Annotated in this window: 9 protein-coding genes and 1 tRNA gene; 3 read left to right on the forward strand and 7 right to left on the reverse strand. The window is 66.7% G+C overall.

The genetic code is table 11. From position 1 onward, the window contains the following. Positions 1–76 precede the first annotated feature (76 nt). The 7 genes from H7H34_RS10795 to tpiA form a co-directional block, all read right to left on the reverse strand. Positions 77–152: transfer RNA gene (locus H7H34_RS10795), tRNA-Lys, on the reverse strand. Between the two features lie 83 nt (positions 153–235). Continuing rightward, positions 236–3,385, reverse strand: a complete 3,150-nt coding sequence (locus tag H7H34_RS10800) for an efflux RND transporter permease subunit (protein ID WP_185925192.1) — start codon at positions 3,383–3,385, stop codon at positions 236–238. A 5-nt stretch (positions 3,386–3,390) separates the two neighbouring features. Next, positions 3,391–4,536, reverse strand: a complete 1,146-nt coding sequence (locus tag H7H34_RS10805; RefSeq protein ID WP_185925193.1) for an efflux RND transporter periplasmic adaptor subunit — start codon at positions 4,534–4,536, stop codon at positions 3,391–3,393. Between the two features lie 120 nt (positions 4,537–4,656). Further along, entirely contained in the window at positions 4,657–5,523 is an 867-nt protein-coding gene (locus H7H34_RS10810; protein WP_185925194.1) for a VOC family protein, read from the reverse strand. Positions 5,524–5,563: 40 nt separating this feature from the next. Further along, on the reverse strand, positions 5,564–7,192 hold the full coding sequence (locus tag H7H34_RS10815) for a CTP synthase (RefSeq protein ID WP_185925195.1): 1,629 nt from the start codon (positions 7,190–7,192) through the stop codon (positions 5,564–5,566). A gap of 120 nt (positions 7,193–7,312) precedes the next feature. Next, entirely contained in the window at positions 7,313–7,681 is a 369-nt protein-coding gene (secG, locus tag H7H34_RS10820; RefSeq protein ID WP_185925196.1) for a preprotein translocase subunit SecG, read from the reverse strand. A 133-nt stretch (positions 7,682–7,814) separates the two neighbouring features. Continuing rightward, the gene (gene tpiA, locus H7H34_RS10825) at positions 7,815–8,573 is read right to left on the reverse strand and encodes a triose-phosphate isomerase (protein ID WP_185925197.1); all 759 of its coding nucleotides are present in this window, start codon (positions 8,571–8,573) and stop codon (positions 7,815–7,817) included. Positions 8,574–8,798: 225 nt separating this feature from the next. On the opposite strand from tpiA, the gene H7H34_RS10830 reads away from it, so the two are divergent. From H7H34_RS10830 to trpC, 3 genes are read left to right on the forward strand one after another with little or no spacing between them, the layout of a single operon-like run. After that, positions 8,799–10,688 (forward strand): peptidylprolyl isomerase, encoded by a 1,890-nt coding sequence (locus tag H7H34_RS10830; RefSeq protein WP_185925198.1) that lies wholly within the window; start codon positions 8,799–8,801, stop codon positions 10,686–10,688. A 34-nt stretch (positions 10,689–10,722) separates the two neighbouring features. Further along, on the forward strand, positions 10,723–11,751 hold the full coding sequence (gene trpD, locus H7H34_RS10835; protein ID WP_185925199.1) for an anthranilate phosphoribosyltransferase: 1,029 nt from the start codon (positions 10,723–10,725) through the stop codon (positions 11,749–11,751). After that, entirely contained in the window at positions 11,744–12,553 is an 810-nt protein-coding gene (trpC, locus tag H7H34_RS10840; protein ID WP_185925200.1) for an indole-3-glycerol phosphate synthase TrpC, read from the forward strand. The genes trpD and trpC overlap by 8 nt, the downstream gene beginning before the upstream one ends. The last annotated feature ends 1 nt before the right edge of the window (position 12,554 follow it).

Genomic DNA, 12,554 nt, shown 5'->3' on the forward strand with positions numbered 1-12,554 from the left:
ATGGTGCCCACCAGAATTCCCCCGCGCGTTTGGCGGTCTCGACCGTTTCTCGAGGCCGCCGCGCTGCGGAAGATTTTGGTGAGCCCGCAGGGGCTCGAACCCTGGACCTACTGATTAAAAGTCAGTTGCTCTACCAACTGAGCTACAGGCTCACACGCGCGTTCCTGTAACAATGTGCGCCCGGCGTGACAAGAGGCGAATTGGCAAGGGTGGATAACCGCCCTCGCCTTGCCGCTCACGCAGGCTTGGTCTCGTCCCGGGCGACATCGGCTCCGGCATAGATCCCCTTGAGGCGTTCGCGCAGGATCTGCATGACCACATAGAGCACGGGGATCAGCACAACGCCCAAGGTCGTGGCGAACAGCATGCCGCCGAACACCGCGAATCCGATGGCCTTCTGGCTGGCCGCACCGGCGCCGCTCGCGGTGACCAGCGGAACGACGCCCAGCAGGAAGGCCAGCGCCGTCATCATCACCGCACGGAACCGCAGATGCGCAGCCTCGCGAGCCGCAGCAATGATCGACTTGCCCTTTTCCCGCTCCTCCATCGCGAACTCGACGATCAGGATGGCGTTCTTGGCACCAAGGCCGACAAGCATGATCATGCCGATCTGGGTGTAGAGATTGACGTCGCTCCCCGTGGCCGCCACCGCGGCGAAAGCCCCCAGCAACGCCACCGTCACCGACATCAGAATCGCCAGCGGCATCGACCAGCTCTCGTACTGGGCAACCAGGAAGAGATAGGCGAACAGGATCGACAGCATCAGCACGATGACCACCACGGCCCCCGCCCCCTGCTGCTGCAGCGCCGAGCCGGTCCACTCGTAGGTGTAGCCGGACGGCAGCGCCTCGGCCGCGCCCCGCTCCATTTCCGTGATCGTGTCGCCGGTGGACATGCCGGCTTTGGGAGCGGCATTGACGGAGGCGGAGCGGAACATGTTGTAGCGGTTCAGAATCTGCGGACCGAGCACGTTCTCTACGCTGACGATCGAGCGCAGCGGGACCATCTCTCCCGTCTCGTTGCGCACATGCAGCTGCGCGATATCGTCGGCCCGGTCGCGAAGCGCGCCTTCCGCCTGAATCATCACACGATAAACACGGCCGAACAGGTTGAAATCGTTGACGTAGTATCCGCCGAGATAGGCCTGAAGCGTCTGGAAGACATCCGAGATTCTGATGCCGAGCAGCTTCGCCCGCTCGCGGTCGAGATTGACGAAGAGCTGCGGCACGTTCGCCCGGAAGGTGGAATAGGCCTGGGCGATGGAGGGCTGCTGGTTGGCGGTGTAGACCAGCGAGCCGACCGCCGAGGACAGGTCCTGCGGCGTGCCGCCGCCGGTCTGCTGGACTTTCATCTCGACGCCGGCGGTGGTGCCGAGCCCGGGAATCGGCGGCGCGTTGAAGGCGATGATATTGGCCCCGGGAATCGTCGCGAACGTCGCCCAGAGCCTGGCGAGGATCCCGTCGGCGCTCAGCTCCGGCGTCGTGCGCTCGCCCCAGGGCTTCAGCTTGACGATGACCATGCCCGCATTCGGCGAAAGGCCCGAATTGAGGATCGAGAAGCCGTTGACCATGATGATGTGCTGGATGCCGTCGACACCTTCCAGCATCTCCTCCATCCGGTCGGTGATCTCCGTGGTGCGCGGCAGCGCAGCACCGTCCGGCAACTGCACATCGACCATCAGGTAGCCCTGATCCTCCAGCGGCAGGAAGCCCTGCGGCAGGCGGCCGCTCATCACCACGATCAGCGCAATGGCACCGGCAACGCCGACAAGACCGAGGAACGACCGGGGAAGCAGGCGCGACACGACGCCGACATAGCCGTCGCGGGCGTGGCCAATTCCCTTTTCGAAGACTGCCAGCAGCCCGCGCGGCGGGCCGGAGCGCGCCTTCAGCACCAGGCCGCACAGGGCCGGCGACAGGGTCAGCGCGTTGATCGAGGAAATCACCACCGAGACCGAGATCGTCACGGCGAACTGCGAATAGAGCCGTCCGGTGATGCCGGGCATGAAGATCGTCGGCACGAATACGGCGAGCAGCACCAGGGTGGTCGCGATCACCGGCGTGGTGATCTGCGCCATCGCCTTCTCGGTCGCTTCCTTGGCCGACAGGCCCTCCTCCGCGATGATGCGCTCGACATTCTCCACCACGATGATGGCGTCGTCGACGACGATGCCGATGGCCAGCACCAGCGCGAACAGGCTGATCGTGTTGAGCGACATGCCCGCCAGCAGCAGCACCGCGAATGTACCGATCAGCGAGACGGGAATGGCGACGGTCGGGATGATCGTCGCCCGCCAGTTGCCGAGAAACACGAAGACCACCGCGACCACGAGCGCGAAGGTCATCATCAAGGTCATGACCACATCGTCGAGCGAGCGCTCGACGAACTCGGTCGTGTCGAAGGGAATGTCGTAGGCGACATCTTCCGGGAAGGCCTTGGACAGTTCCTCCAGCCGCGCCCTGACGCCCTCGGCAACGGCAAGCGCGTTGGCGCCCGGCGCCTGGTAGACCGCAAGCACGGTCGCCGGATTGCCGTCATAGCGTCCGCTCGCCGCGTAGAACTGCGACCCGAGCTCGACCCGGGCCACATCGCCGATGCGCACCAGGGCCCCGTCGTCGCCGGTCCGCAGCACGATGTTGCGGAACTCCTCGACCGTCGACAGGCGCCCCTGCGCCCGCACGGTGTACTGGAACTGCTGCCCGTCGGGCGCCGGCGGCGCGCCGATCTGGCCGGCCGCGACCTGGAGGTTCTGGTCCTGGATCGCCGCGATGAAGTCCGACGGCGTCATCGACAGGGCCGCGAGCCGATTCGGATCGAGCCAGATCCGCATGCCATAGGCAAAGTCGGTCAGCACGTCGGCCTTGCCCACGCCCTTCACGCGGGCAAGCGAATCCTTGAGGTTGATCGAGGCGTAGTTGGCGAGAAACAGCTCGTCATAGGTGCGGTTGGGCGAATACAGCGTCACGACCAGCAGCATGTTGGTGCTGGCCTTCTGCACGGTCACGCCGCTGCGGGTGACGTCGGCCGGCAGCACGCTGGTTGCCTGCGAGACGCGGTTCTGCACGTTGACCGCAGCGATGTCCGGATCCGTGCCGACATCGAAGACGATGTTCAGCGAGTAGCTGCCGTTGTCGGAGCTGTTCGACGACATGTAGAGCATGTTGTCGACGCCGTTCACCTCGGCCTCGATGGGCGCGGCGACGGTCTCTTCCAGCACCTGTGCGCTGGCGCCGGTATAGCTGGCGGAGACGTTGACCACCGGCGGGGTGATGTTGGGGAACTGCTCGACCGGCAGCGACATGTAGCCAAGCGCGCCGGCGATCGTGATGACGATCGAGATGACCAGCGCGAATTTCGGCCGGTTGATGAAGATCCGCGAGAACATCGGCGTTACTCCGCCGAGCCGGCGGCGAGCGCGGCGTTGACCGGCACGCCCGGGCGCACCTTCTGCAGGCCGAGCGTGATCACCCGCTCACCCTCCTGCAGTCCCTTCGTCACGGCGAAATCCGCGTCGACCTGCTGGCCGAGCTCGACATAGCGCTGCTCGACGGTCTCGTTGCTGCCCACCACCAGCACGAAGGGGCCGCGCTGGTCGCGCTGCACCGCCGACTGCGGAATGAGGATCTCCTTCATCGACACCGGCGCTTCCACGACGACCTCGACGAAGGTACCGGCAACCAGGAGCAGGTCGGGATTGCGGAAGCGCCCGCGAACCGAGATCGTTCCCGTCTTCGGATCGACGACATTGTCGATGAAGACGATCTCGCCGTCCTGTTCGTAGCGCGTGCCGTTGGGCAGGATCACGTGGATCCCCGGCAACTCGGCCTTGTCGTTGACTGCCTCCGCCGGATTCCCGCCGCGCACCGCGTCCAGATAGTCCTTCTCGCTGATCGCGAAGCTCACATACATCGGATCGGTGCGCACCAGCCGCGCGATCGGCCCGCTCGTCGGCCCCACCACATCGCCGACGCTGAAATTGCTCTTGCCGATCTTGCCGGCAAACGGCGCTGTCACGTCGGTGTAGCCGAGGTTGAGCTCGGCCTGGGTGATTGCGGCATTGGCCGCCGCGACCGAGGCATCGGCCTGCTCCTTGGCGGCGAGCGTCGCCTGGTACTTGGCCTGGGAAACATGGCCCTTGTCGAGCAGGTCCTTGTCGCGCTCCAGATCCGAGGCCTTCAGCGCCGCGTCGGCCGCCGCGCGTGCCGCATCCGCCTTTGCCGAGGCAAGAGCCGCCTCGTAGGGAGCCCGCTCGATGGTGAACAGCAGCTGGCCATCCTGAACGGTGGCGCCGTCATCGACATTCTTGGAGTTGAGGAAGCCGGAAACGCGGGCGATGAGATTCACATCGTCGACCGCCTGCACGCGCCCGACGAAACGGACGGACTGGCGCACCTCCTTGGAGACGGCCGCGGCGACGGTGACGGAAGGAGGAGGCGCTTCCTGTGTTGCGCTGTCCTGCGACGGATTGCAGGCGGCCAGCGCGATGGCAAGACCAGGAACGAGGCTCACGCGCAGGAACGAACGCAACTGGGCCATGATTGTAACCTCCCCCGAGCCCTGGCTACCAGGCACCCGTCTAGCGGACGAACGAGAACGGGCGATGACGCCCCTTCCCGCACGACCGTTTTGCAACTTTTGGAAGGTTACGCAGGCATTTCAGTCAAAGACAAGCGCCAATCCGAAGTGGTCCCCGGCTGGCAGAACCAGCCCTTCGGGCGCGTCCACCACACCCAGCGACGCGTCCCGAAGGGTCCGCGCCAGATGATCGCGATCGCGCGAGCGCAGGCCGAGCGCGGCAATTGCCGAACCGCCAGGGCCAATCTGCGGCGCATCGATTCCATAGAGGGAGGAGAACGCTGCCGGGGGCATCAGATGCAACCGGCCGCGCGGCGTCTCGATGGTGATTCCAAGGCTCGTCGCCCGCATCTCCCGCCGGCCCGTGAAGGCTGCGTAGAAGATGTGCTGCTCGGCCGGTTCGTCGCAGACGATCACGACCGATTCGAGCGCGGCAACGCCATTGGGATGGGCCTGATACTCGGCCGACCAGAAGTTCTCCGGATAGCGGTTCAGGCAAGTGAAGAAGCCGTGCGCGGGATCGCTGTCGTTGCGCACGAAGGTCAGGTCGAAGCCGACCTTGCGGATGCCACCGTCGGGCAGTGTCTGCTCGCGGCCGAAAGAGAACGGCGCATAGACATGCAGGCCGGCCTGCTCGAAATCGCGGCGGTCGGCAGCCGGGTCGCGGCTTTCCATGACCAGCATCGACACGCCCTCGCGCGATTTCACGAAATCGCGGTTGAACGCACCGAAGGAAAAGCTGTTGTCCGCTGCTTCCGGAATCAGCGTCTCGTCGCCGATTCCGAGGATCTCGATGAAGAACCCGTCGAGCTGGACGAGATGGTTTTCCGTGCCCCAGGGATGGCGGGCGCGCGCCGTCACGCGAAAGCCCGCCTGTTCCATGAAGCGGGCGGCAGCGGCAAGATCGCGCACCGTCCAGACCACGTGATCGAAACCGCGTGCGGTCATTGTCCTCTCCCCTGCCCCGGTATGTCCGGCCCGGCCGTCCTCAGACCAGGCGGCTCTGCTCGATCGCCGCGGCCACGAAGGACGCGAAGAGCGGGTGCGGCTCGAACGGGCGCGACTTCAGTTCCGGATGGTACTGCACGCCGATGAACCAGGGATGGTCGTCGATCTCCACCGTCTCCGGCAGCTGGCCGTCCGGCGAGGTGCCGGCAAAGCGCAGGCCCGCCTGCTCCAGCCGCTCGCGATAGGCGATGTTCACCTCGTAGCGGTGGCGATGGCGCTCGGAGATCATCTCCGCCCCGTAGATGTCGGCAATGCGCGAGCCCTTCTGCAACCGCGCCGGATAGGCGCCAAGACGCATGGTGCCGCCCAGTTCGCCATCCGCGCGCCGGACCTCGATCTGGTTGCCCTTCGACCATTCGGTCATCAGGCCGACGACGGGCTCTGCGGCCTCGCCGAACTCGGTCGAGTTGGCATCCTTGATGCCGGCGAGATTGCGCGCCGCCTCGATCACCGCCATCTGCATGCCGAAGCAGATGCCGAAATACGGCACCTTGTGCAGACGTGCGAAACGGGCCGCCGCGATCTTGCCTTCCGCGCCGCGCTCGCCGAAGCCGCCCGGCACGAGAATACCGTGCACGCTTTCCAGCCACGGGGTCGCGTCTTCCTTCTCGAAGATCTCGGACTCGATCCACTCGATGTTGACGCGCACGTTGTTGGCGATGCCGCCATGCACCAGTGCCTCGATCAGCGACTTGTACGCATCCTTGAGGACCGTGTACTTGCCGATGATGGCGATGGTCACCTCGCCTTCCGGGTTGGCGAGCGTCTCGGAAATGCCGGTCCAGCGGGACAGGTCGAGCGCCGGCGCGCCGGTGATGCCGAACGCCGCCAGCACCTCGTCGTCCAGGCCTTCCTTGTGATAGGCGATCGGCACGTCGTAGATCGACTTGACGTCATAGGCCGGGATGACGGCGCCTTCGCGCACGTTGCAGAAAAGCGACAGCTTGCGCCGCTCGCTCTCCGGGATCTTGCGGTCGCAGCGGACCATCAGGATGTCCGGCTGGATGCCGATGGAGCGGAGCTCCTTGACCGAGTGCTGGGTCGGCTTGGTCTTGAGCTCGCCTGCCGAGGCGATGAACGGCATCAGGGTCAGGTGGATATAGACCGCATGGCCGCGCGGCAGCTCGTTGCCGAGCTGACGGATCGCCTCGAAGAACGGCAGGCCCTCGATGTCGCCGACGGTGCCGCCGATCTCGCACAGCACGAAATCGTAGTCGTCATTGCCGTCGAGCACGAAGGCCTTGATCGCGTCGGTGACGTGCGGAATCACCTGGACCGTACCGCCGAGGTAGTCGCCGCGGCGCTCCTTGGCGATGATATCCTGGTAGATCCGGCCGGTGGTGATGTTGTCCATCTTGTTGGCCGGACGACCGGTGAACCGCTCGTAATGGCCAAGGTCGAGGTCCGTTTCGGCACCGTCGTCGGTGACGAAGCACTCACCGTGCTGATAGGGGCTCATGGTCCCGGGATCGACGTTGAGATAGGGGTCGAGCTTGCGAAGCCGCACCCGGTATCCACGCGCCTGCAGGAGGGCTCCAAGAGCCGCGGAGGCGAGTCCCTTGCCAAGGGAAGAAACCACGCCGCCGGTGATGAAGATGTATCGCGCCATGGACCAATACCATATCGCTGCGGGCGCTGATTCGAACGCCCGACACGGAGTTAACACACAAGAAAATGCCCCGCGACGGGTATCGCGGGGCATTGGATGAAGACGCCTGCCGCCCTGGGCTTACTGCGCCGCCGGAACCTGAGGTCCGGCGGGCGTCTCGGGCGGACGCAGCTGGTCGAGAATGCCGTTGCCGGAGCCCGACGTTCCCTCGCCTGCCGGCGCGGTCTGCGTACCGGGCACGGCATCCAGGATGGACGCCGGGCGATCGCTGTTCTTTGCCAGCATGGCAAGTCCCAGCGAGGTCGCGAAGAAGACTGCAGCCAGGATGGCGGTGGCGCGGGTCAGCACGTTGCCGCTGCCGCGGCTGGACATCATCCCGCCGCCGCCGCCGCCGATGCCCAGGGCACCGCCCTCGGAACGCTGCAGAAGAACCACGAGGACGAGCGCAAGCACGACCATCAGGTGAATAACGATGACAACGGTTTCCATCGACAACCAGTCTTTCGTGTTCGGATTGGAGCGGGTTCTACACCAATGCCGTCATGGTTTCCACCCTTGATCGGCCCCGGCCCCGCTCATGGCAGCCACCTGCTGCCCGCATGGCGAAAGCTATGCCGGCAGATCAGCCGGCAGCCTTTGCAATCGCAAGGAAATCCGGGGCCTTCAGGCTGGCGCCGCCGACCAGCGCGCCGTCGACATTGTCCACCGACAACAGCTCGCCGGCATTGGCCGGCTTCACCGAGCCGCCGTAAAGCAGCCGGATCGACGCAGCCGAGGGTCCGAACCGTCCCTGCAGTTCCTTGCGCATATAGGCATGCATCTCGGCAACATCATCCACCGTCGGCGTCAGGCCGGTGCCGATGGCCCAGACCGGCTCGTAGGCAACGACCAGCCGGGCGCCGTACGCCCCGTCCGGCACCGAGCCGGCAAGCTGTGCGCCGACCACCTCGAGAGCCTTGCCGGCCTTGCGCTCGGCTTCCGTCTCGCCGACGCAGACGATGGCGACAAGACCCGCACGCCAGGCCGCTTCCGCCTTGGCCCGCACCAGGGCATCGCTCTCGCCGTGGTCGGCCCGGCGCTCGGAATGGCCGACGATGATCCAGCGCGCACCGGAATCGGCCAGCATCTCGGCCGAGATGTCGCCGGTATGGGCGCCGCTTGCGGCGGTGTGGCAGTCCTGCCCGCCGATGCTCAAGCCGCTGTCTCCGGCTGCCGCCGCCGCTGCCGCGACCAGCGTCGCGGGCGGGCAGATCGCCATGTCCACGCTTGCCGCCAGACCGCCGGCCGCCGCCTCCGCCATCGACCGCAGTTCGCCGAGCGCGGTCGCCAGCCCGTTCATCTTCCAGTTTCCGGCGATCAGCGGCTTGTTCTTCTCGGTCATTTCGACATCCTCGGCTGGCATTCGGTCGGCGGTTGGCTTCTGCGCGAAAGGCAGGTTCAGCGCCGGTGCTACCAGAATTTCCGCCTCGTTCAAGACGATACGGCGCAAGCCTTTGCCTGTGCCTTGCTCCTGCGGGCCCGCGTCTCTATGATCCGCCCGCTCTCGCTCGGATTTTACCCAAGGTCCGGGCCGTATCCTGTTGCCTCAGTAACGACGGAACCTGCAATGCTCGACACTCTGCGCAGCGGCGCAAAGTCATGGATTTCCAAACTCCTGATCGGTCTTCTCGTCATCAGCTTCGCGATCTGGGGCATTTCGGGTGATCTTCTCAATGTCGGCGGCGACCAGGTCGCGACCGTGGGCGACCGCAAGATCTCGATCGTCGACTTCGACAATGCCTATCGGCGCGAGCTCGACACGATCGGCCGCAACATCGGCCGGCCGCTGTCCACCGTCGAAGGCGCCTCGCTCGGCATTCCGGCGCAGGTGCTCGGCCGCATGATCGCCGAGGCCGCGCTGAACGAGACGGCCGAGAGCTACAATATCGGCGTTTCCGATCAGGAACTGGTCCGTCTCATCCAGGAGGCTCCGGCCTTCCAGGCGCCGGGCGGCGGATTCGACCGCGCCCAGCTCGCCCGCGTATTGCAGGCCAACGGCCTGACCGAGGACGCCTTCGTCGCCGAGCGCCGCCTGCTCGAGGAGCGCCGCCAGATCGCCGACGCGATCAGCGGCGGCCTTGCGACCCCGGCGGCCATGCTGGAGGCGTTCAACCAGCACGCCAATGAAGAGCGCAGCGTGGACTACGTGGAATTCGGCGCCGATCAGGCCGGCGACATTCCCGCCCCGACGGACAGCGAGCTCGCCACATATTTCGAGGCCAATAAGGACACGTTCCGCGCGCCCGAATACCGCAAGGTCGCGCTGCTGTCGCTGACGCCCGAGCGCCTGGCGCGCCCGGACGAGGTCAGCGAAGACGACGTGCGCCAGGAATACCAGGCCTCCGGCGACCGCTTCGGCGAGCCGGAGCGCCGCCGCATCCTGCAGCTTCCGCTGCCCGACGCGGCCGCGGTCGAGGCTGTCCGCACCGCACTTTCGGAAGGCAAGACCTTCGACGACATCCTGGCCGAGCGCGGCCTGACGGAAACGCAGGTCGAGCTGGGCAACATGGCCCGCACGGACCTGCTCGATCCGGCCATCGCCGAGGCAGCCTTCTCGCTCGCCGAGGGACAGACTTCCGACATCGTCGAGGGACGCCTGACCTCGGTCCTGCTCAAGGTCGCCGAGATCACCGAGGCGCATCAGTCGCCGGTGGAGGAGGTCGCTCCCGAGCTGCGCAAGGAAATCGCACTGCGACAGGCGCAGCGCGAGGTGCTGGACCTGCATGACGAGATCGAGGACGCCCGCGCCGGCGGCGCGACGCTGCAGGAGGTCGCCGAGCGATTCTCCCTGACCCTCGACACGCCGGCCGCCTTCGACAGCGCCGGCAAGGACGAGGCCGGCAACGCGGTTGAGCTGCCGGACGCCAACGACCTGATCTCCGACGTCTTCGAGAGCGATGTCGGCATCGAGGCCGATATGCTGCAGCTCGGCCGCGACGGGTTCCTGTGGTTCGAGGTGCGCGAAGTCGTTCCGGCCCGCGACCGCACGCTGGACGAAGTACGCCAGCAGGTCGTCGACGCCTGGACCGCGCAGCAGCGCACCGAGCGTCTCGACGCCCTTGCCTCCTCCATCGTGGAAGAGGTCCGCGGCGGCAAGTCGCTGCAGGACGTGGCGACCGAGCGTGGCCTGACGGTTGCCTCGGCCAGCGGCATCAAGCGCAATGGCGCCAATGGCCCCCTGCCCGCCTCCGCCATCCCGGCCGTCTTCTCCGGCCCGGTCGGCACGCTCGGCAGCGCCGCGCGCGAGGGCGACCGTCGCCTGGTCTTCCGCGTGACGGGCGCCTCGGCTCCGGCCTTCTTCCGCGAGGCCGGCGAGATCGCCGCGCTCGACCAGCGGCTGGCCGAGGCTCTGCAGAACTCGATCATCGGTCAGTATGTCGGTGAGCGCGAGGCGCGGCTCGGCGTCAGCGTCAACCAGGCCAACATCAACCGGGTGCTCGGCCAGGGCGGCAGCTGATGCCGCCCCGGGTCCCTTTCGGGAGGACGTTGATATGAGCAACCTCAAGAGCCTGATCGCAAAGGCCGCCGACGGGCACGCCCTGTCGCGCGCAGAAGCCCAGTCCGCCTTCGACATCATCATGTCGGGCGCGGCGACCCCTGCGCAGATCGGCGGCTTCCTGATGGCGCTGCGGGTGCGCGGCGAGACCGTCGACGAGATCGCCGGCGCCGTCGCCACCATGCGCTCCAAGATGGTTCCGGTCTCCGCTCCGGCCGATGCGGTCGACGTGGTGGGCACCGGCGGCGATGCCTCCGGCAGCTACAACATCTCCACCTGCTCGGCCTTCGTGGTCGCCGGCTGCGGCGTCCATGTCGCCAAGCACGGCAACCGTTCGCTGTCGTCCAAGTCGGGCGCAGCCGACGTGCTGGCCGCGCTCGGCGTCGACATCGACATCAGCCCGGCGCAGATCTCCCGCTGCATCCGCGAGGCGGGCCTCGGCTTCATGTTCGCGCCGAACCATCATTCGGCGATGAAGCATGTCGGTCCGGCGCGCACCGAGCTCGGCACCCGCACGATCTTCAACCTGCTCGGCCCGCTGTCCAACCCGGCCGGCGTCAAGCGTCAGATGGTCGGCGTCTTCGCCCCGCAATGGGTCGAGCCGATCGCCCGCGTGCTTGCCGCGCTCGGTTCGGAATCGGCCTGGGTGGTGCACGGCTCCGACGGGCTCGACGAAATCACCACGACCGGCCCGACCAGCGTTGCCGCGCTGGAGAACGGCGAGATCCGCCTGTTCGAGATCTCGCCGAAGGATGTCGGCCTTGCGTTCCACGACCCCGCCGACCTGAAGGGCGGCGAGGCGCCGGAAAACGCCGTCGCGCTCAAGGCCGTGCTGGAGGGCGAAAAGTCCGCCTATCGCGACACGGTGCTGATGAATGCCGGCGCGACGCTGGTGGTCGCCGGCCGCGCACCGAGCCTTGCCGAGGGCGTCGCGATGGCCGCGAATGCCATCGACAGCGGCAATGCGCTGGCGCGCCTGTCGCGTCTCGTCGAGGTGTCGAACGAGGTGCGCGGCGATGGCTGACATCCTGGAAAAGATCGGCGCCTACAAGCGCGAGGAGATCGCCGCCGCCAAGGCCGCCGTGCCGCAGGCCGAGATCGAGCGGCGCGCCGCCGAATCCGACGCCCCGCGCGGCTTCCTGAACGCGCTGCGCGCCCGCAAGGACGCCGGCGAGTTCGGCCTGATCGCCGAGATCAAGAAGGCAAGCCCGTCCAAGGGCCTGATCCGCGCCGACTTCGATCCGCCGGCGCTGGCCCGCGCCTATGAGGCCGGCGGCGCCGCCTGCCTCTCCGTACTGACTGACACCCCGTCCTTCCAGGGCGCGCCGGAGTTCCTGGTCGCGGCGCGTGCAGCCACCGCGCTTCCGGCCCTGCGCAAGGATTTCCTCTACGACACCTATCAGGTGTTCGAGGCCCGCGCCTGGGGCGCCGACTGCATCCTGATCATCATGGCCGCCGTCGACGACGCGCTGGCCGCCGATCTGGAGGCGACCGCCTTCGGCCTCGGCATGGACGTGCTGGTCGAGGTGCACGACGCGGACGAGCTGGAGCGCGCGCTGCGCCTCACCTCGCCGATGATCGGCATCAACAACCGCAACCTGAAGACATTCGAAACGCGGCTGGAAACCAGCGAGACGCTGGCCGGACTGATCCCGGACGACCGTCTCGTCGTCGGCGAATCCGGCCTGTTCACCCCGCAGGACCTTGCCCGGATGGAACGCTGCGGCATCTCCACCTTCCTGATCGGCGAGAGCCTGATGCGCCAGGACGATGTGGCCGGCGCAACGCGCGCGCTGCTGGCGCGTCCCGGACTTGCGGCGGAGTAGG

Origin of the sequence: Stappia sp. 28M-7 (genome assembly GCF_014252955.1) — a bacterium.
GTDB lineage: Bacteria > Pseudomonadota > Alphaproteobacteria > Rhizobiales > Stappiaceae > Stappia.

What these genes read in the sequence shown, in the direction of transcription:
- H7H34_RS10830 (WP_185925198.1), top strand. Translation starts at nt 8,799, where the DNA reads ATGCTCGACACTCTGCGCAGCGGCGCAAAGTCATGGATTTCCAAACTC.
- trpD (WP_185925199.1), top strand. Translation starts at nt 10,723, where the DNA reads ATGAGCAACCTCAAGAGCCTGATCGCAAAGGCCGCCGACGGGCACGCC.
- H7H34_RS10805 (WP_185925193.1), bottom strand. Translation starts at nt 4,536, where the DNA reads ATGGCCCAGTTGCGTTCGTTCCTGCGCGTGAGCCTCGTTCCTGGTCTT.
- secG (WP_185925196.1), bottom strand. Translation starts at nt 7,681, where the DNA reads ATGGAAACCGTTGTCATCGTTATTCACCTGATGGTCGTGCTTGCGCTC.
- H7H34_RS10810 (WP_185925194.1), bottom strand. Translation starts at nt 5,523, where the DNA reads ATGACCGCACGCGGTTTCGATCACGTGGTCTGGACGGTGCGCGATCTT.
- H7H34_RS10800 (WP_185925192.1), bottom strand. Translation starts at nt 3,385, where the DNA reads ATGTTCTCGCGGATCTTCATCAACCGGCCGAAATTCGCGCTGGTCATC.
- tpiA (WP_185925197.1), bottom strand. Translation starts at nt 8,573, where the DNA reads ATGACCGAGAAGAACAAGCCGCTGATCGCCGGAAACTGGAAGATGAAC.
- trpC (WP_185925200.1), top strand. Translation starts at nt 11,744, where the DNA reads ATGGCTGACATCCTGGAAAAGATCGGCGCCTACAAGCGCGAGGAGATC.
- H7H34_RS10815 (WP_185925195.1), bottom strand. Translation starts at nt 7,192, where the DNA reads ATGGCGCGATACATCTTCATCACCGGCGGCGTGGTTTCTTCCCTTGGC.